Genomic DNA, 18,820 nt, shown 5'->3' with positions numbered 1-18,820 from the left:
GCACACGTGTATCCCCAGAGTAGTTATGGGTGGTACGGGTGGGAAGAGGGGGGCCGTCAACTGTTGTACGGTGCGAGATCCGCCCGTTGCAGTACGTAGTCACTCAGCGGTCTGTAGCAGGACGGGCCCGAACCGTCCTCCAGCGGGACGACCACGCTCACCAGGCCGTCGGCCTCGGCCGCGAACGGGGCGACGTCGTTGCAGTCCGCGATGCCGCCGGCCGGGATGCCGAGGCGGCCGGCCCCGCACAGCCAGCCGTGGTCGCCCAGGACCAGGTCGGGCGGGGGGTGGCCGGCGTCGGCGAGGGCGGTCAGGGCGAGCCGGACCGGCAGCGGCGAGTGGGTGTGGGCGAGGTCGCCGGGGCCCGGGCGGCCGGGGCGTTCCGGGCCGTCGAGGGCGCGCATCACCAGCACCCGGTCGACCGCGTCGAGGTAGCGGGGGCGGTCACCGTCGGGAGTGGGCTCACGGAAGCGCACGCCCAGCGCAGGGGTGTGCACGGGGCAGCCGGCCGCTTCGAGCGCCCTGACGAGCGCCGCGTGGAAGCCGGTCAGCCGGGTCGGGTGCCCGGTGCCGGCCAGCACGCTGCCGCGCCGGTCGGCGGTGCGGCGCAGCAGGGCGGCGAGCCGGTCCAGGGCGGCGACGGTGAGGTCCGGGTCGATGGAGTCGGGGCCCTCGGTGTACCGGGGGTCGGGGTTCACGCCGACGCGTTCGGCCATCAGCCGCAGCACCGCGTCCTGGTCGCGGCGGGGCTCGGGGGCGAGGCCCATCAGCGCCTTGGGGTCGCCCTGGGCGAACAGCCGGTAGTGGCGGAGGTTGTTCTGCCGGGGCGTCGGCACCTCGGGGCCGGCCAGGCGGTGCTTCAGCAGGTGGGCGCGGAGGTCTCCGCCGGCATCCGCTGCCGGGCGGCGCCCCTGTCGGGCCGTCACGGGATGAGTCCGTGGTGCGGGAGGACGGCGCGGCGGGTGGCCAGGATCGCCTGGTCGAGCCGGTCGGCGGGGTCGTAGCCGCCGTCGTGGAAGTCCGTCCAGTGCGGGGTGACGCCGTCGGTCATCCGGAGCGGGGCGGGGCGGCGGGTCAGCCGGTAGACCTCGGCGCGCCAGTCCGCCGGGGTCTCGGTGGCCGGGTCGAGCGGCTGCCCGGCGGCGGTCGCCACCAGGTGGGTCCAGGTGCGGGGCACCACGTCGACCACCGCGTACCCGCCGCCGCCGGTGGCCACCCAGCGGCCGTCGGCGTGGTCGTGGGCGAGGCGGTGGACCGATTCGGCGATCAGGCGCTGGGCGTCCACGGTGACCGCGAGGTGGGCGAGCGGGTCCTCGACGTGGGTGTCCGCGCCGTGCTGGCTGACGATCACCTGCGGGCGGAACGCGGCCAGCAGTTCCGGGACCAGGGCGTGGAAGGCGCGCAGCCAGCCGGCGTCGCCGGTGCCGGCCGGCAGGGCCAGGTTGGCGGCGGTGCCCTCGGCGTCCGGGCCGCCGGTCTCGGTGGCCCAACCGGTCTGCGGGAACAGCGTGCTGGGGCTCTCGTGCAGGGAGACGGTGAGCACCCGGGGGTCGTTCCAGAACGCCTGCTGGACGCCGTCGCCGTGGTGGACGTCCACGTCGACGTAGGCGACCCGCTCCGCGCCGAGCTCCAGCAGGCGGGCGATGGCCAGGGCGGGGTCGTTGTAGATGCAGAACCCGGAGGCCTGGCCGGGCATCGCGTGGTGCAGGCCGCCGGCGAAGTTGACGGCGTGCGGGGTCCTGCCCTGCCAGACCGCTTCGGCGGCGGCGACCGACTGGCCGGCGATCAGCGCGGACGCGGTGTGCAGGGCCGGGAAGGACCAGTTGTCGTCGGTGCCGAGGCCGTGCGTGGGGTCGGTGGCGGCGGGGTCGGCGGCGGCGCGCTTCACGGCGGCGACGTACTCGGCGGTGTGCACGAGGCGGAGCGTGGAGTCGCCGGCGGCGGGGGCGGAGCGGAGTTGCACGGCGGGGTGCCGGGCGAGGCCGAGGGACTCGATCAGACGCATCGTCAGGGCGAGGCGGGTCGGGTCCATCGGGTGGCCCGGGCCGAAGTCGTAGCCGGTTTCGGCTTCGTCCCAGAAGAGGTGCAGTCCGCAAGTTTCCGCCATGCGCACACGGTATCCGGCGGCGGCGCGCCCCCGTGCACGTCATTGCGGGGTGACGCGGTCTTTCCCCGGGCCGACTGCGGCTCCGCGCAGTTCCTCGCGTCCCTGGTCCGGGATCCGCTGCTCGCCGGTCGGGGCGAAGTGCCGGGCCAGCGGGAGGATGGCGAGGATCAGGAGCATGGGGGCGCAGAAGGCCCAGCGGTAGCTGGAGAGTTCGGCGAGGGTGCCGACCAGGGGGGAGCCGATCAGGAAGCCGGCGTAGTTGAAGAGGTTGAGGCGGGCGACGGCGGCGTCGCTCGCGTGCGGGAGGAGCCGGCCGCCGGCGGCGAAGACCTGGGGGATGATCGCGCAGATGCCGAAGCCGAGGACGGTGAAGCCGAGGATGCCGGTCCAGCCGGCGGGGGCGAGGGCGGCGATCAGGAAGCCGGCGCCGGCCAGGCTCGCTCCGGCGCGGACGACGGGCATCGCGCCGAAGCGCTGGACGGCGCGGTCGCCGACGGCGCGGCCGAGCAGCATGGCGACCATGTAGCCGAGGTAGGAGAGCTTCGCGAGGTCCTCGCGGCTGCCGAGGCCGTCGGTGAGGTACTTGACGCTGTAGTTGGAGACCGAGGCGTCCGCGATGTAGGCGAAGGCCATGGCGGCGCACAGCGGGAGCAGCGGCCGCCAGGGGACGCGGCGGGCGGCGAGTTCGGCGGCTTCCCGGACGGCGTCGCCGAGTTCGGCGGGGCCGGCGAACCGGCGGCCGACGACGAGGGCGGCGGGGACGAGGACGATCGCGGCGCCGCCGAACAGGACGGGCAGTCCGGCGTCCCAGTGCGCGCCGAGGCCGGCGATCACGGCGCCGAGGATGCCGCCGAGGCTGAACGCGGCGTGGAAGCCGATCATGATGCTGCGGCCGTAGCGGTGCTGGAGGCCGACGCCGAGCATGTTCATGGACGCGTCGAGGGCGCCGACGAGGAGGCCGAACAGGCCGAGCGCGACGGCGAGTTCCCACAGCCGGCTGCCCAGGCCGGTGAGCGCGAGGGTGAGGCAGAGGGCGGGCTGGACGACGCGCAGGACGCCGCGGGCGGTGGTGCGCTTGACCAGCGTCTCGGAGCCGATGGAGCCGACGCCGGCCAGGATCGGGACGGCGGCGAGGAAGACCGGCAGCAGGGAGTCGCTGAGGCCGTAGCGGTCCTGGAGTTCGGGGATGCAGGTGACCAGCAGGGCGAAGGTGGTGCCCTGGAGGAGGAAGGACAGGGCGAGTGCGGCGCGTGCCTGCCGGAGTCGCGGGGTGGGGTCGGCCATGGCCGTGACCTGCATCGGGACCTCGCTCACCACCGACGCTACCGGCCGGTACGAAGGACGTTGGCCAGAGCGTAGGGGGTGAGCGGCGTCGGCGGGAGGGGTCGGACGCGATCAGTTCAGCAGGTCGATCGCCCGTTCCAGGTCGGTGTAGAGGCCGGTGGCTCCGGCGGCGGTGAGCTGCTCGGGGTCGGTGAGCGCCGCGTAGCCGTAGACGTCCATGCCGGCGGCGCGGGCGGCCAGCACGCCGTTGCGGGTGTCCTCCAGGACGAGGCAGCGGGCCGGGTCGGCGCCCATGGTGCGGGCGGCGTGCAGGAACAGGTCGGGGGCGGGCTTGCCGATGCCGACGTCCTGGGCGGAGAACAGCAGTTCGTCGGTGAAGTGGCCGGACAGGCCGGTGAGGCGGTGCGCGGTGCGGATCCAGGAGTGGTGGGCGGAGGAGGCGACGCAGTAGCGGATGCCGCGCTCCTGGACGCGCGTCAGGAACTTCTCCGCGCCGTGCACGGGCCGGAGTTCGGTCTCGAAGGCGGCGAACACCCGGTCGTGGAAGAGGTCGTCGAAGCCTTCGGGGAGGGTGGCTCCGAAGCGTTCGGCGACCACGTCGTGGACGTGGTGCGCGGCGGTGCCCATGAAGTCGCGGTAGGAGTCCTCGACGGTGGTGGGGAAGCCGAGTTCGGTGAGGTACTCGGCGAGCACCCGGTTGGCTATCGGCTCGCTGTCCACCAGCACGCCGTCGTTGTCGAGGATCAGCAGGTCGTAGCTCATGTCGCGGCAGCCTACTTTCCGCCGGTGGCCAGTTCGCGGGAGCGGTCCCGGGCGGCTTCGAGGGCGCCGAGGAGCGCGGCCCGGACGCCGTGGTTCTCCAGTTCGCGGATGGCGGCGATGGTGGTGCCGGCCGGGGAGGTGACGGCCTCGCGGAGCTTGACGGGGTGTTCGCCGGAGTCGCGGAGCATCACCGAGGCGCCGATCGCGGACTGCACGATCAGCTCGTGGGCGACCTGGCGGGGCAGGCCGAGCAGGATGCCGGCGTCGATCATCGCCTCGACCAGGAAGTAGAAGTAGGCGGGGCCGGAGCCGGACAGGGCGGTGGCGGCGTCCTGCTGGCTCTCGGGGACGCGCAGCGCCTTGCCGACCGAGCGGAAGATCGCCTCGGTGCGGGCCAGGTGGGCCTCGGTGGCGTGCGAGCCGCCGGAGATGACGCTCATGCCCTCGTCCACCAGGACGGGGGTGTTGGGCATGACGCGGACCACCGGGGTGCCGGGGGCGAGGCGCTCCTCGAACCAGGCGGTGGGGATGCCGGCGGCGGCGGAGACGATCAGCTTGTCGGCGGCGACGTGTTCGGCGAGTTCGTCGAGCAGGGTGCCCATGTCCTGCGGCTTGACGGCGAGGATCAGGGTGTCGGCGAGCTTGGCGGCCTCGGCGTTGCCGACGGTGGTGACGCCGTAGCGGTCGGCGAGTTCGGTGGCGCGCTCCGGGCGGCGGGCGGTGACCAGGACGTCGGCCGGGTCGGCGCCGGCCCGCAGCAGGCCGGAGAGCAGCGCTTCGCCGATCTTTCCGGTGCCGAGGAAGGCGATCTTCTGGCCGGCGGTGGTGGTGTTGCTCATGGACGCCCTCCGTGCGCTGCGGTTCCTGGCCGCCATCTTGCCCCGGAACGCCTCCGCTCCGGCGGAGGCGTCCATCCTGCGGGCGGTCGGTCGGCGTCCTCGTCGGGGACGACGCCGAGGACGAACTCGGCGTCGCGGACGGTTTCTTCGGTGATCCGGACGCCGGCGGGCCGTCCGGCGGGCGCGAAGAACGCCGAGTGCGGTCCGGCGACGGGCTCGGTGGGCCGGCCGACCTCGCGCAGCGGGTCGTCGAGGGCGTGGGGCACTGCCCTGGGGCCCACTCGGGCTGTTCGAAGGATGTGAGCAGTTCGCCGTCGCGGCAGTGGTGGAGCCGGTGCCCGGGCTTGCCGCCGTTGCTGTCGCCGGTGACGGTGGTGCCGCCCGCGGAGCGGGCCGGCAGGTAGCGGCCGACGCCATTGTCGAGGGCGGGCAGCGGCGCCCGGTCGCCGCCGTCGCCCGGCGGGACGGCGCCGAGGGTGCCCAGCACCTGCTGCGGGGTGAAGGCGTAGCCGTCGCGGCGGCACCGGTCGAACCACGGGGAGTCGTCGAGCCTTGCGAAGTCGTGCGCGGTCGGTGCCATCGGGCCAGTGGGGCGGGCGGGGCCCACAGGGCGTCACCTGCCGGGTGGGGCGTTGGCCCGTAGGGGGAATCTCAGGGGCCCGGACACTGGATTCCGGGGCGGTCGAGGAGCACCGTGGAGGCATGGGACACGGAGAGTTGTCAGGACGTGAGAGCCGCCAGGTCGCCGTCGCCGCGGCGACGCTCGGGCCGTGGCGGACGGCGACGGCGGTGGGGGCGGTGGTCGGTGGCGCCGCGCTCGCGGTGGACGTGGTCACCGGCCACTGGTCGATGGACATCCTGGCGGGGCCGGTGGGCCTGGCCCTGTTCTTCTTCTTCCTGGTCGGCACGGTCGGCGGCCGGCTGCGGGCGACCGGCGACCGGCGGCTGCGCCGGTGGGCGGACGAGCATCCGTGGCAGTCGGCGCTGCCGGCGGCCGGGGCGCTGCTGGTGCTGAACACCTTCGCGCTGTGGCTGCTGGGCAGTTGGGGCCTGTTCGGGGCGCTGTTCACGTCCTTGCTGCCGGCCGGGGTGCTGCTGGTGGTGGCGGGCGTGGTGGGCTCGGTGAAGGCGGCCCGCCGGTCGTAGGGCGCGCGGCCCGGGAGCCGGCCCCCGGTGTCGGGCGTGTCGGCGGTGGTCGGCATACTTCCGGCCGTGCCGACCATTGACGAGCCGGGGCCGGAGCACGGCGATCCCGGACAACAGGGGGACCCCTTCGAGGGGCTGGTGCTGGACGAGGAGTTCGTCCGCGCCGCGAAGGTGAAGGAGGCGTCCGGCCGGGCCCGGATGCTGACGGAGCGTTGGAAGCGCAACCCGCCGCAGCCGGAGGAGGCCTGGCGGCCCGTCACCGAGCTTCGCCGGCCGCGCCGCCGTCGGGCGGGCCGGGTGCTGCTGCTGGTGGCGGTGCCGTTGGCGCTGGTAGGGGGTCTGCTGGCGTTCGGCGGCGGGTCGGAGCGGGCGCCGAAGTCGTCGGCGCTGCCGTCGCTGGGGGCGGCGACGGCCGCGCCCAGCGGTCCGCCGCCGACCGTCGCGCCGGAGCGGGCGACGCCGGAGCGGCCGTGGGCGGGTTCGCCGGCCGACGCCTGGCCGGCCGGGCCGGACGGGCTGGCGCTGCCGCCGGCGGCCGCGGTCGGCGTGTTCGGCCAGGAACAGGTGGCGGCGAGCCTGGCGCTGGTGAAGTCGTTCCTGGTGGCGACCAACATGGATCCGAAGGTGCTGGCGGGCGGGCGTCCGCAGGCGGCGCTGGACCTGTTGAACCCGGCGGCGGGCGACGAGTTGGCGCAGGAGCTGGCCCGGCCGAGCGCCGAGCACGACCCGGCGAACTGGGTGAGCCGCTTCGATCCGGCGTGGGCGGTGCCGGTGACCGATCAGGTCAAGGTGCAGGGCCTGGTGACGTTCGAGGGTGACGGCGACCAGGGGCTGCTGGTGCACGCCGACGTGACCTTCGTGTACGCGGTGCGGCCCGGCCCGGAGGTGGGGAAGGCCGTGACGCCGTCCGCGCAGCCGTCCCGGCCCGGACAGCCGGTTCCGGACGGCGGGGCGGGCGCGGCGAAGCCGGTGGGCTGGGTTCAGGACGACCCGGCGCCGGTGGACGTGGAGCGGGAGATCGTCCGCCGCGCGATCGACTTCCGGTTCGCCGATCCGTCGCGGTTCCAGGTCAAGCGCGGAAAGTTGACGCCGACCCACTGGTACAGCGACCTGGGCAACAACGAGTGCGGGTTCAACGGCGGCTTCCTGCGGCCGTCGTTCCTCGCGGCCCGCGCCACGGGCAGCGCCCGCCCGTCCGACGGCCCGACCACGGACCCGTACGACTGGCACCGCCCCTTGGACACGAGTGGCAGGTGCGGGGCCGTCAGCCGTAGTTGAGGCGGGATCAGCCGGTCCGCCGCCGGGCCGCCTTGCGGGCGTCGCGCTCCGCGCGGGCGGCCCGGCGGCGCTGCCAGGTGGCGGTCCGCTGGTCGTGGACGGCCCGTCGGAGGCCCTCGCCGGGGGCTTCCACCAGGCTGCGCAGGAAGTAGGCGGCCAGGGCGCCGACGGAGCCGATCAGCCAGACGCCGGCCAGTGACCTGTCCTCGGCCATCCAGCCGGTGAGGGAGGTGCGGCCCTCGGTGAGGATCTTCCAGGTGCGCAGGCCCGCGAGGGCGGTGCAGACGCCGATGGCGAGCATCAGCAGCAGGGAGAGCCAGGCGGCGTCGGAGAGCCGGACCCCGGAGACGCCCAGGCGCAGCAGGAGCGCCCCGGCGGCGGTGGCCGCCAGGGCGCCGAGCGACACCAGGACGCGGCGCAGCCAGTAGGCGGCGCCGCGGTCGACCCAGGTGGTGCCGAAGAAGCGGATCGGCTCGGGGGCGGGCGCTCCGTCGCCGGTGGTCGTCGTCGTCACGGTCCGATTATCACCACGACGGGTCGCCCGCCCGGGCCGACGCGCCTCAGCCGAGCTTGGAGACGTCCCGGACGGCGCCCTTGTCGGCGGAGGTGGCCATCGCCGCGTACGCCTTGAGGGCGGCCGAGACCTGGCGGTCGCGGTTCTTCGGGCGGTAGCCGCCGGCGGCCTCCAGCTCGACCCGGCGCTCGTGCAGCTCCTCGAAGGAGATGTCGAGGCTGATCGTGCGGGCCGGGATGTCGATGGTGATCGGGTCGCCGTCGCGGACCAGCGCGATGGCGCCGCCGGACGCGGCCTCCGGCGAGATGTGGCCGATGGACAGCCCGGAGGTGCCGCCGGAGAACCGGCCGTCGGTGATCAGCGCGCAGGCCTTGCCCAGGCCGCGGCCCTTCAGGAAGGACGTCGGGTAGAGCATCTCCTGCATGCCCGGGCCGCCCTTGGGGCCCTCGTAGCGGATCACCACCACGTCGCCCTCGGTGACCTGCTTGGCGAGGATCTTCTCGACCGCCTCGTCCTGGGACTCGCAGACCACGGCCTTGCCGCGGAAGCGCCAGATCGACTCGTCCACGCCGGCGGTCTTCACCACGCAGCCGTCCTCGGCGATGTTGCCGTACAGCACGGCCAGGCCGCCCTCGACCGAGTAGGCGTGCTCGACGCTGCGGATGCAGCCGCCGACGGCGTCGGTGTCCAGGGTGTCCCAGCGCTCGGACTGGCTGAACGCCTCGGCGGAGCGCACGCAGCCGGGGGCGGCGTGCCACAGCTCGACGGCCTGCTCGGACGGCGAACCGCCGCGCACGTCCCAGGTCTTGAGCCACTCGGCGAGCGAGTCGGAGTGCACGGTGTGCACCTCCTCGTTGAGCAGCCCGCCGCGGTACAGCTCGCCGAGGATGGCGGGGATGCCGCCCGCCCGGTGCACGTCCTCCATGTAGTACTTGCCGTTCGGGGCGACCTTGGACAGGCACGGCACCTTGCGCGAGATCGCGTCGATGGCCCGCATGTCGAAGTCGACCCCGGCCTCCTGGGCGGCGGCCAGCAGGTGCAGGATCGTGTTGGTGGAGCCGCCCATCGCGATGTCCAGCGCCATCGCGTTCTCGAACGCGGCGCGGGTGGCGATGTTGCGCGGCAGCACGGACTCGTCGTCGCCGCCGTAGTAGCGGTTGGTGATGTCGACGACCGTCCGGCCGGCCTGCTCGTACAGGGCGCGGCGGGCGGTGTGGGTGGCCAGCACGGAGCCGTTGCCGGGCAGCGACAGGCCGATCGCCTCGGTCAGGCAGTTCATCGAGTTGGCGGTGAACATGCCGGAGCAGGAGCCGCAGGTCGGGCAGGCGTTCTCCTCGATGATCGAGATGTCCGCGTCGGAGACGTTCTCGTTCACCGCCTGGGAGATGGCGTCGACCAGGTCGAGCTTGCGGACGGTGCCGTCGACCAGGGTGGCCTGGCCGGCCTCCATCGGGCCGCCGGAGACGAACACGGTGGGGATGTTCAGGCGCAGCGCGGCCATCAGCATGCCCGGGGTGATCTTGTCGCAGTTGGAGATGCAGATCAGGGCGTCGGCGCAGTGCGCGTTGACCATGTACTCGACCGAGTCGGCGATCAGGTCGCGGGAGGGCAGCGAGTAGAGCATGCCGTTGTGGCCCATCGCGATGCCGTCGTCGACCGCGATGGTGTTGAACTCGCGCGGGATGCCGCCCGCCTGCTTGATCGCCTCGGAGACGATCCGGCCGACCGGCTGCAGGTGGGTGTGGCCGGGGACGAACTCGGTGAAGGAGTTGGCGACCGCGATGATCGGCTTGCCGAAGTCCTCCCGGGCTACGCCCGCGGCGCGCAGAAGGGCGCGCGCGCCCGCCATGTTGCGACCTTGGGTGACCGTGTTGGACCTCAGCTGGGGCATCGGAGCCGCTCCTTCGGGAACTTTCGGGGTTCGTCGAGCCTACGCCCGCGCCGACCCGATCCGGACCAGGTGTCCGCGATGCGGTCAGCGCGGGCGGGCGTCGGAGCTACGGCTTCGGGGCGACGTACAGCTCCAGCCGGTACGGCTCGACCAGCTTCCCGTCCGGGAAATCGGCGAGCAGCGCCTCCCGCTCGGCGGCCAGGATCGGCGCGCGCCGCTCCGGGGCCAGCACCGCGACGTACGAACGGGAGGTCAGGTCGGTGATCACCTGGTCGACCGTCACCTGCCGCTCCCAGCGCACCGTGGCCGCGCGGACCTCCAGGCCGGCCCCGGTCAACTTCTCGTGCCCGGCGATCACCCCGCCGTAGTAGTGGTAGCCGGGCAGGGTGGCCGCCATCCGCTCCTGGTGGGCGGCCAGCCAGGGCGTCCCGTAGTCCTTGATGTTCCACCAGACCGCCAGCGCCCCGCCCGGGCGCAGCACCCGCAGGGCCTCCGGGACGGAGCGGTCCGGGTCGGTCCAGTGGAACGCCTGCGCGTAGGTGACGAGGTCCACCGAGGCGTCGTGGAACGGCAGTTCGTCGCCGCCGGCCTTCACCACGGGCAGCCCGGGGCTGACCTCGCGGAGCACCGCGGCCATGCCGTCGCTGGGCTCGACCGCGACCACCCGGGCGCCGCGGCCGGCCAGCAGCCGGGTGGCGATGCCGGTGCCGGCGCCGACGTCCAGCACGTCGGCGCCGGCCAGCGGGCGGCCGGACAGCCGCTCCAGGGCGTCGAACAGCTCGGCCGGGTAGGACGGCCGGGCCGCGTTGTACTCGGCCGCGACCGCGCCGAAGGAGTTCGCGTGCGCCTGCTGGTCACTCATCGATTCGTCTCCCGTCGTCCCCAGGTGCGCGAGCACAGCACCAGGCCGTACCCGTCCGGATCCACCACCGTGACCCCGAACTCGTCCCAGTACGGGTTGTGCGCGGGCACCCGGCGCCCGCCCGCCGCGACCAGGCGCTCGACCAGGGCGTCGTCGACCGGTCCGCCCAGGTAGAGCACGAACAGGTCCTCGACGGTCGGGGTCGGCGCGACCGGGTCGTCCGGGTCGAGGGCCAGTTCGAAGTGCCAGGCGCCGTCCGGGAATCCGAGCATCAGCAGGTCGTGCGCGCCGGGCCGGCGCTCGGTGCTGCGCCACAGCACCGACAGGCCGAGGCCGTCGACGTAGAACCGCTCGGCGGCGGCCAGGTCGCGGGACGGGCGGGCCAGCCGGACGTGGGTGGCGGGGCCGGGCACGCCTTCGGTCGGGGTGATCATGGAACCGACTCTAGGCCCGGTCCGCCGCGCTGTCCGCCGTTCTGCGAACGCGCGTTCTCAGGGCGCGGGCGGCGCGGGCCGGACCGCCGCCAGGTGCAGGCGGGTGAAGGCGAGCGCCTCGGCGAGGTCCGCCTCCCGGTCGGCGGGGCTGCCGGACTTGCGGGTGTTGACCTCCAGCACCACGTGCCCGTCGAAGCCGGTCCGGGCCAGGTGCTCCAGCAGTTCCGCGCACGGCTGCTTGCCGCGCCCCGGGATCAGGTGCTCGTCCTTCCCGGATCCGGAGCCGTCCGCCAGGTGCACGTGCGCCAGCCGGTCCCCCATCCGGTCGACCAGGTCCAGCGCGTCCACCCGGGAGGTCGCCGCGTGCGACAGGTCGACGGTGAAGTGCCGGTACGCCTCCTCGGTGACGTCCCAGCCCGGCGCGTAGGCCAGCATCTCGCGGTCCCGGTAGCGCCACGGGTACATGTTCTCCACCGCGAACCGGATCGGGGTCTCCCCCGCCATCCGGTCGATGCCGGCCACGAACTCCTTCGCGTACTGCCGCTGCCAGCGGAACGGCGGGTGCACCACCACGGCGTCCGCCCCCAGCCGCTCGGCCGCCTTCCGGGCCCGCACCAGCTTCGTCCACGGGTCGGTGCTCCACACCCGCTGGGTGATCAGCAGGCACGGCGCGTGCACCGCGAGGATCGGCACCTCGTACGTGTCGGAGAGCCGGCGCAGCGCCTCTACGTCCTGGCTGACCGGGTCGTTCCAGACCATCACCTCGACACCGTCGTACCCCAGCCGGGACGCCAGCTCGAACGCCGTCTCGGTGGTCGACGGGTACACCGACGCCGTCGACAGCGCGACCTTGGTGTCCGGCACGTGCAGCGCGGGGTGCGGGGGCAGCACCAGCCGGTCGGTGGTCCGCAGCAGCGGCGGCCGCTCCAGCTTCCGCCGTGCCGCGCGGGCGGCCCTCGCCGCCTTCAACGGCAGAGGGCCGCGCCTCGGCTTTCGCTCGTCCGCTGTGTCCGCCACGCGAACCAGGTTAAGCGCATCGCGCGTGCCCGACGGGTTCCGCGCCCGGTGGGGAAGCTCACCCCGCCGGGGCGACCACCGTGAACGCGTCGGGCAGGTAGCCGGGCACAGGGACGCCCTTCCGGTACGTGACGCCCTCGACCACCAGGTCGAAGCTGCCGGCGCAGCGGCGCAGCACGTCGATCCGGACCTGCAGCTCGGTGCCGTCCGCGTTCACCCGCAGCGGGCGCATCTCCAGGTCGCCGCACCAGACGTCCCGGCTGCGCAGCTTCAGCTGCGAGTTGAGGCTGAGCCCGGTGCCGCGGACGGTCGCCTCGACGTAGCTGCCGCCGGTCCCCGAGGACGGGGTGAGCGCCTCCGGGACGCCGCTGCGCGCGGTGCCGGTGCCCGGCCGGGCGCCCTGCAGCGTGAAGGCCAGCGGCAGGTGCGCCCGGCCCGGGCTGAACAGCAGGACGGCGTGCCCGGTGCCGGTGCCGCGGTAGGTACACACGGTGGAGATCGCGGAGAACGCGAGGTCCCGCGCGCAGGTGTAGGCGGTGTCGTCGTCGGCCCAGTTCTCCCGGCCGGCCACGGTCAGCCGCGCCCCGAACAGGTCGTCGTCGACGGCGGCGGCGACGTCCAGCCGCCGGCCCGGCTGCATCTCCAGCACCGCGCAGTAGAGCGGGGAGTCGTCGCTGAGCGTCCCGCTCAGCGGCGCGAAGCCGTCGGCGGAGACCGGGTGGGCGGCGCACTCGGGCGCCCAGCCCGCCGCGGTGGCCAGCCGCCAGACGTCCAGGCCGCCCGGGAACGGGACCCGGCCGAGCGGGTCGTCCGAGGCGACCGCGGCGAGGTAGCGGGTGGAGCCGGTGACCCGGCAGTCGGCCTCCCAGGTGCTGCACGACCGCCGGCCCTCGGCGTCCACCACGGTCACCCGGGCGATCGCCTGGTCGGTGCCGGCGTGGGTGCTCACCTGCAACAGGTCGGCGGCGGCCGCGTCGAAGGTGGTGCAGTGCGCGTCGACGGAGCTGTCGAAGGTGAAGCCGGCCGACGGGCTGCCGATCCGGCCCGAGGCGGCGGGCAGGTCGCAGGCGGCCGCCGGGGTGGCGTCCCGGCGGACCACGGTGAAGTCGACCCGGCCGAGGCCGTTGGTCAGCACCGCGGTGTACGGCCGGCCGGCCGGCGGCCGGCAGGTGCCGGTCCGGCCGGACACGATCGTGCAGAACTCGGTGCCCGACGGGTCGACCAGGTGCAGCACCGAGCCGTACTGCGGCCCCGCCAGCCGGTAGCCGACCAGTTCGACCGCCGGGTGGTCGGCCGGGACGGCGAAGCAGTTCTCCAGCGCGCCGTCGGCCGGCCGCCCGGACAGGCCGGTGCGGACGCCGCTGCCGGTGCCGTACGCGGAGGCCGCCCACGGCGTGCAGCCGGCCGTCTCGCCGACCCGCTGGACCAGCAGGCGGTGGTCGAACGCGCCCCGGGCGTCCGCCACCAGCCGGAACGGGGCGGCACCGGTCAGCCGGCACACCTGGTACGTGTCGTTGACGGTGAAGCCCCGGCACTGCTCGGCGCCGGCGGCGTCCAGCACGCGGTAGCGCGCCGTCCCGCCGGTGGCCGTTCCGTTCAGCACGTAGAGCGCTTCGCCGGACGCGGTCGGCAGGGTCCGGCAGCGGTCCCGCCCGGCGGCGCCGAAGTTCTCGACGGGAGCGCCGGAGGCCATCTGGTCGTCCCGGCCGACGGTGCAGCCGCGGGTCTCGGTGACCGAGTGGAGGACCATCGCGTAGGGGACCGAGTAGGTGCTCGGATCCAGCGTGTAGACGTAGTCGCCGGCGGTGAGGTCGCAGTCCCGGGTCGGGCAGAGCGCGGTGGCCTCCCCGCGGCGGAGCGCGTCGGCGCGGTAGAGGAAGCCGCGCTTGTCGCCGATCTCGCCCGTCCCGCGGAACAGGTAGCGGCCGTCGGCGGGCACCCGCAGGATCCGGCAGCGGGTGGTGTCCGTCAGGTCGGGGGCCGTCCCGAACGCCTGCGGCTCGACCACCGGGCAGTCGTCCGGCCGCGACAGCCGCGACAGGGTCAGCTGGTAGCCCCCGCGCTCGTCGCCCCAGCCGGCCTCGACCACCACCCGGTACGGGGCGGCGCCGGTCAGCCGGCAGTCCGCGTACGTGTTGCCGGACCGGCAGACCTGCGCGCCGGTGGCGTCGAACACGCTCGCGTCGAGGCCGGAGCCGGTCAGCCGCATCAGGTCGCCGGAGGCGAAACCGGTCCGGTAGCAGGTGCCCGCCAGGCCGGCCGGCACACTGCCCCGGAACAGGGCGGGCGAGGCCGGCGACAGGTCGGCGGCGCCGACGCCCACGCACGTGTCGGTGGAGAGCACCGGCAGGTACGACAGCGCGATCGACAGGGTCTCGGAACTCGTGTTCTCCAGCCGCAGCGTGTACGGGCCGGCCCCGTCCGTCGCGCACCGGATCCGGCCGCGGTCGGAGGGGTCGAGCGGGCTGACGCACGCGACCCGCTTGCCGTTCGGGCCGAACAGCTGCGGTGCCGTGCCGTACAGCGCGCCGGACACCCGGACCATCACCAGGTCGTGCGGCCGCGCCGACCGGAGGTCGAACTGCGCCGTCGTGCGCGGGGCGACCCGGCAGTCCACCACCACCTGGGGCTCCAGCCCGGCGGGGCACGCGCCGGGCGAGGGCGAGGACGACGGCGAGGGGCTGGGCGACGGCGAGGCGGAACCGGACGGCGACGGCGACGATCCGGTCGGAGTGGGGCCGGGGCTGTCGGACGGCGTGCGGGCGGGCGTCGCGCCGGGCTTCGGCGTGGGCCCGTGGGTCGCCGCGGATCCGCGGCCGCCGGCCGGGACGGTCCGGCTCCCGCTCCCGGATCCGGTGGAGCCGGACGATCCGTCGTCCGTCGCCCCGTCGGAGGGCTCCGGAGATGCCGGAACGTCCGAGGCGGCGGACGGCGACGGAGCCGGGCCCGCCCCGGCACCGGGCGTCGCGGCGGCGGACGGGACCGGAGCCGCCGACGCGGGGAGGGCGGTCCCGGACGCCGTCGGCCTCCCGTCCCGGCCCGGAAGCAGCACGGCCAGCGACACCAGCACGGCGAGGACCAGCAGTCCGCCGACCACGGCGACCCGGCGCAGCCCTCTTCGGCGACCGGAAAACGGCACGGACACGCGACCCCCCGAACGAACGCTCTCCCCGAAACCCCCGGATCCTAGCGGCTCGCATGCGAATTGCCGATGGGAGAGCAGGAGTTGATTCGCCGTCGGCCGGCTACGCCTCGATCGCGACCCGGTTGTCCTGGCCGTCCATGGTGTCGAGGCGGCGCAGGATGATGCCCTCGCGCAGCGCCCACGGGCAGATGTCCAGTTCCTCCAGGCCGAACAGGTCCATGGCGGCGTCGGCGACCAGCGCGCCGGCCAGCAGTTGGCGGGCGCGGCCGAGGGAGACGCCGGGGATCTGGGCGCGTTCGGCGGGCGTCATCGCGGCGAGGCGGGGCAGCCAGGCGGAGAGGCCGGCCCGGGTGAGCTTGCGGGGGACGCGGACGCCGGCGCCCTCGGGGGCGGCGCCGGTCATCCGGGCCAGCTGCTTGAACGTCTTGGAGGTGGCCACCGAGTGGTCGGGGGCGCCGAGCCGGGCGATGTCGCCGACCGTGCCGGCGATCTCGGCGCGGATGTGCCGCCGCAGTTCGCGCAGGTCGCCCGGGTCGGCGACGTCGCCGGGCAGGCGGGAGGTGAGCCGGCCGGCGCCGAGCGGCAGGGAGGTGGCGACGTCGGGCTGTTCGTCGAGGCCGCAGGCGATCTCCAGGGAGCCGCCGCCGATGTCGAGGTTGAGCAGCCGGCCGGAGGACCAGCCGAACCACCGGCGGACGGCGAGGAAAGTCAGCCGGGCCTCGTCCTGGCCGGACAGCACGGTGAGGGCGACGCCGGTCTCGTCCTGGACCCGGCGCAGCACCTCCTCGCCGTTGGCGGCCTCCCGGACGGCGGAGGTGGCGAACGGCAGCAGGTCGACGACGCCCTTGTCCTCGGCGACCCGCAGCGAGGACGCGACCATGGACACCAGCCGCTCGATGCCGACGGGGCTGATCGCCCCGTCCTCGTCCAGCAGCTCGGCGAGGCGCAGGTCCGCCTTGTGGGAGTAGGCGGGCAGCGGGGCCGCGCCGGGGTGGGCGTCCACCACGAGGAAGTGGACGGTGTTGGAGCCTACGTCGAGCACACCGAGTCGCATGACCGTCCAACCTAGCCCAACCCGGTGACCGCCCGGGGTGCGGGCGGGGTCACAGCATTCCGTCCCAGAGCTGCTCGACGACGACGGCCCACCAGTTCTCCGGGTCGCGCAGCGCGGTCCGGTCCAGGGCGGCCAGCGCCCACTGGAACTCGGCGACGGCGGGGCCGGCCTGCTCGGGCGGCAGGTCGCGCAGGCGCGGGTAGCGCTCGGCGAGCAGCGCGAGGCAGCGGGTGAAGGCGGTGAGGTCGGTGTTGGTGTAGCGGGCCTCGCCGGTGTCGGGGTCGACGGCGCGGATCCGGCCCTGCGCGGTGTCGACGGTGAACAGCGCCCAGCCGTCCGAGCCGAGCAGCCGCTGGCCGAGCAGCGCGGCGCGGGCCGCGGCGGTGGTGCGGCGGCCGCGGCCGAGCGCGGCGAGGTGCTCGGCCAGGTCGGGCAGGACGGGTCCGGCCTGTTCGGCGATGCCGTCGCCCTCGGGCAGGTGGAGGGCGAAGAACCCGGGGACGGTGCGCGGCAGCCCGGTGCGCTGCAGGGCGCGGGCGGCGGGCTCGGGCAGGTCGGCGGCGAGCACCGCGGCCTGCTCGAAGCGGTGCACGCCGTCCTCGCCGAACAGTCCGGTCAGCCGCTTCCCGAGGCCGGTCTCGTCCTCGGGCTGGGCGGGCGGCACGGCGAGCGGGAACGGCACCCGGTTGTAGTGGCGGCCGCTGCGGGCGACCAGGGCCCGGACGGCGGCCGCCCGGTGGTCGTGGCGCGGCCCGTACGGCTGCTCGAACTCGATCCGGACGCCGGGCAGCCGGGCCGCGATGACGTGCTCCCAGTAACCGCCGGGGAGCATCGACAGCCGCAGGTCGGTGCGGAGCGCGATCAGGTTCTCCAGCGCGACGCCCTGCGCGGACAGCTGCTGCCAGGCGCGCAGCGCGGGGTGCGGGTGGCCGTGCGCGGAGTGCACGGTCAGCGAGCGGGTGGCGCCCTTGTCGTCCCGGTAGCCGATCACGGCCCGGGTGCCGGGGCCGGTGACCGGCGGCAGGGCCGGGTTGTGGCTGCCGGCGCCGAGGCGGTCGCGGTAGAGCCGCTCCACCTCGGGCACCGGGACGGACGGGAAGACGGTGAGTTCGCCGCTGACCCGGTCGACGACGGCGCAGGCCGCGCCGATCTCCTCGGGGGCGCGGCGCGCCCCCGTGAGCGGGTCGGTGAGGATCGGCGCGGGCTCCGGCCAGAGCACCCAGCCGAGGTCGAACTCGTGGCACCTGACAGGCCGTGAACCCTCCTGCGGGAGGTCGCCGTTGACCCAGCGGTGGGCGGTGGCGAGGGCCTGTTCGCGGGTGATCATCGGCTGGTGCTCCCGGTGGTGCGGTGGATGGTGAGACGGGAGCGCGGCGGCGCTGCCACGGGCCGCTCCTCGGCGGCCGGTTCCTCGGCGGGGCCGCCGACCGTGGCCGGCACCGGCTCGGGCCCGGCCGCCGCGGCGGGGCCGCCGGCCGGGACGGCGACGGTGGCGGGCAGCGGGGCGGTCAGGTCGATCGGCCGGTCGGCGGCGTCCACGGCGATCGCCCACAGGCCGTGGTCGGCCGGGTAGAGCGGGGTCGGCGCGGCGTAGCCGGTCTGGTGGTCGAGGTAGCTGAGCACGCCCTTGTGGTTGACGGCGTTCCAGGTGTGCGAGCGGCCGAAGGCGTCGACGGTGAGCAGCACCGCGCGGGTGCCGGTGCCGTGCGCGAGCAGCGCCTGGCCGAGCTTGCCGTGGGCCTCGTCGCCGTCGCCCAGGTCGAGGAAGTGGGTGCCGAGTTCGAGTTCGGCGCGGTCCCGGCCGCCGCGTTCGCCGGCCGGGCCGTCGGGCAGCCGGGGCGCGGCGCAGGTGGGGGCGCCGCCGAGGGTGTCGACGGCCGACAGGGCGACGTCCACGCAGTTGTTGGCGCGTCCGCTCTCGCCGGGGCCGCCGCCGTTGAGGACCTCGATCCACTCGCCGACCATCGGGTCCGGGTACGGGGCGGGGGTGCGGCGCACCACCTCGGCCTGGTGCGCGGGGTCGACCGGGCCGAGCCCGCCGGGCAGCCCGTACGGGCGGCTGTCGGCGAGGGTGCGGACCGCCTGCTCGGCGGAGCCGGGCCGGGCCGCGCCGCCGCCGCGGCCGCCGGTGATCACCAGCCAGGCGGCGGACGCCTGGTGCACCGGCGCACCGGACTCGTCGGCCGGGCCGGGCCGCCGGACGTCCGCCATCGGCTCCTGCCGGACGGGGCCGCCGGGGGCGTGCTGGCCGATGCCGCCGCCGCCCGCGGGCGGGACGGGTCCGGTCACCGGGCGGGCCGCCACCGCGCGGCCGTCCGCCGCGTGCTGGCCAACGCCGACCACCGCGGCCGCCGAACCGCCCTGGCCGCTCGCACCGGGCGTGCCGACCGCCGCGCCCGCGGCCGCACCGGGGGCGCCGGGCGTGCCCGCCGCGCCGCCTGCGGCCGCACCCGGGGCGCCGGGGGCACCGGCCGCGCCGCCCGGGGC

At 75.2% G+C, this 18,820-nt stretch carries 16 protein-coding genes; 2 read left to right on the top strand and 14 right to left on the bottom strand.

Annotated features, from left to right (window positions below; all coding sequences use genetic code 11):
* Positions 1 to 56: 56 nt before the first annotated feature.
* The 5 genes from ACFV1L_RS29295 to proC form a co-directional block, all read right to left on the bottom strand.
* Entirely contained in the window at positions 57 to 926 is an 870-nt protein-coding gene (locus ACFV1L_RS29295; protein WP_380371387.1) for a phosphatase, read from the bottom strand.
* Entirely contained in the window at positions 923 to 2,107 is a 1,185-nt protein-coding gene (locus ACFV1L_RS29290) for an acetoin utilization protein AcuC (protein ID WP_380371384.1), read from the bottom strand. Before ACFV1L_RS29290 ends, ACFV1L_RS29295 begins: the two co-directional genes overlap by 4 nt.
* A 39-nt stretch (positions 2,108 to 2,146) precedes the next feature.
* A complete protein-coding gene (locus ACFV1L_RS29285) occupies positions 2,147 to 3,406 on the bottom strand; it encodes an MFS transporter (protein ID WP_380371474.1) in 1,260 nt (419 codons plus the stop codon).
* Between the two features lie 96 nt (positions 3,407 to 3,502).
* Entirely contained in the window at positions 3,503 to 4,153 is a 651-nt protein-coding gene (locus ACFV1L_RS29280) for an HAD family hydrolase (RefSeq protein WP_380371382.1), read from the bottom strand.
* 11 nt (positions 4,154 to 4,164) lie between these two features.
* Positions 4,165 to 4,992 carry a pyrroline-5-carboxylate reductase gene (proC, locus tag ACFV1L_RS29275; RefSeq protein WP_380371380.1) on the bottom strand — a complete coding sequence of 276 codons (828 nt, stop codon included), beginning with the start codon at positions 4,990 to 4,992 and terminating at the stop codon, positions 4,165 to 4,167.
* Positions 4,993 to 5,709: 717 nt separating this feature from the next.
* Here proC and ACFV1L_RS29270 point away from each other — a divergent pair.
* Together ACFV1L_RS29270 and ACFV1L_RS29265 are read left to right on the top strand one after the other, a co-directional pair.
* Positions 5,710 to 6,138 (top strand): hypothetical protein, encoded by a 429-nt coding sequence (locus tag ACFV1L_RS29270; protein WP_380371377.1) that lies wholly within the window; start codon positions 5,710 to 5,712, stop codon positions 6,136 to 6,138.
* A gap of 66 nt (positions 6,139 to 6,204) precedes the next feature.
* Positions 6,205 to 7,416 (top strand): hypothetical protein, encoded by a 1,212-nt coding sequence (locus tag ACFV1L_RS29265; RefSeq protein WP_380371375.1) that lies wholly within the window; start codon positions 6,205 to 6,207, stop codon positions 7,414 to 7,416.
* A gap of 7 nt (positions 7,417 to 7,423) precedes the next feature.
* Here ACFV1L_RS29265 and ACFV1L_RS29260 read toward each other — a convergent pair whose 3' ends face one another.
* From ACFV1L_RS29260 to ACFV1L_RS29220, 9 genes are all read right to left on the bottom strand, one after another.
* Complete coding sequence (locus ACFV1L_RS29260) at positions 7,424 to 7,930, bottom strand: hypothetical protein (protein WP_380371372.1); 507 nt, start codon at positions 7,928 to 7,930, stop codon at positions 7,424 to 7,426.
* A 46-nt stretch (positions 7,931 to 7,976) separates the two neighbouring features.
* Positions 7,977 to 9,821, bottom strand: a complete 1,845-nt coding sequence (gene ilvD / locus ACFV1L_RS29255) for a dihydroxy-acid dehydratase (protein WP_380371369.1) — start codon at positions 9,819 to 9,821, stop codon at positions 7,977 to 7,979.
* A 106-nt stretch (positions 9,822 to 9,927) separates the two neighbouring features.
* Positions 9,928 to 10,683: a class I SAM-dependent methyltransferase gene (locus ACFV1L_RS29250; RefSeq protein ID WP_380371367.1), complete on the bottom strand. Its 756-nt coding sequence runs from the start codon at positions 10,681 to 10,683 to the stop codon at positions 9,928 to 9,930.
* Complete coding sequence (locus tag ACFV1L_RS29245; protein ID WP_380371364.1) at positions 10,680 to 11,117, bottom strand: VOC family protein; 438 nt, start codon at positions 11,115 to 11,117, stop codon at positions 10,680 to 10,682. The genes ACFV1L_RS29250 and ACFV1L_RS29245 overlap by 4 nt, the downstream gene beginning before the upstream one ends.
* 57 nt (positions 11,118 to 11,174) lie before the next feature.
* Positions 11,175 to 11,987, bottom strand: a complete 813-nt coding sequence (locus tag ACFV1L_RS29240) for a sugar phosphate isomerase/epimerase family protein (protein ID WP_380371472.1) — start codon at positions 11,985 to 11,987, stop codon at positions 11,175 to 11,177.
* A gap of 205 nt (positions 11,988 to 12,192) precedes the next feature.
* The gene (locus tag ACFV1L_RS29235; protein ID WP_380371362.1) at positions 12,193 to 14,757 is read right to left on the bottom strand and encodes a hypothetical protein; all 2,565 of its coding nucleotides are present in this window, start codon (positions 14,755 to 14,757) and stop codon (positions 12,193 to 12,195) included.
* A 622-nt stretch (positions 14,758 to 15,379) separates the two neighbouring features.
* Positions 15,380 to 16,333 (bottom strand): Ppx/GppA family phosphatase, encoded by a 954-nt coding sequence (locus tag ACFV1L_RS29230; RefSeq protein WP_380371360.1) that lies wholly within the window; start codon positions 16,331 to 16,333, stop codon positions 15,380 to 15,382.
* 49 nt (positions 16,334 to 16,382) lie between these two features.
* Positions 16,383 to 17,660, bottom strand: a complete 1,278-nt coding sequence (locus tag ACFV1L_RS29225; protein WP_380371358.1) for an SUKH-4 family immunity protein — start codon at positions 17,658 to 17,660, stop codon at positions 16,383 to 16,385.
* A partial coding sequence (locus ACFV1L_RS29220) for a toxin glutamine deamidase domain-containing protein (protein WP_380371355.1) occupies positions 17,657 to 18,820 on the bottom strand: 1,164 nt, incomplete at its 5' end. The genes ACFV1L_RS29225 and ACFV1L_RS29220, both read right to left, overlap by 4 nt.

The organism is Kitasatospora sp. NPDC059646, assembly GCF_042734615.1.
Classification (GTDB): domain Bacteria; phylum Actinomycetota; class Actinomycetes; order Streptomycetales; family Streptomycetaceae; genus Kitasatospora.
Note: the sequence above shows the minus strand (reverse complement) of the source record. Positions and strands in the feature narration are given on the sequence as shown.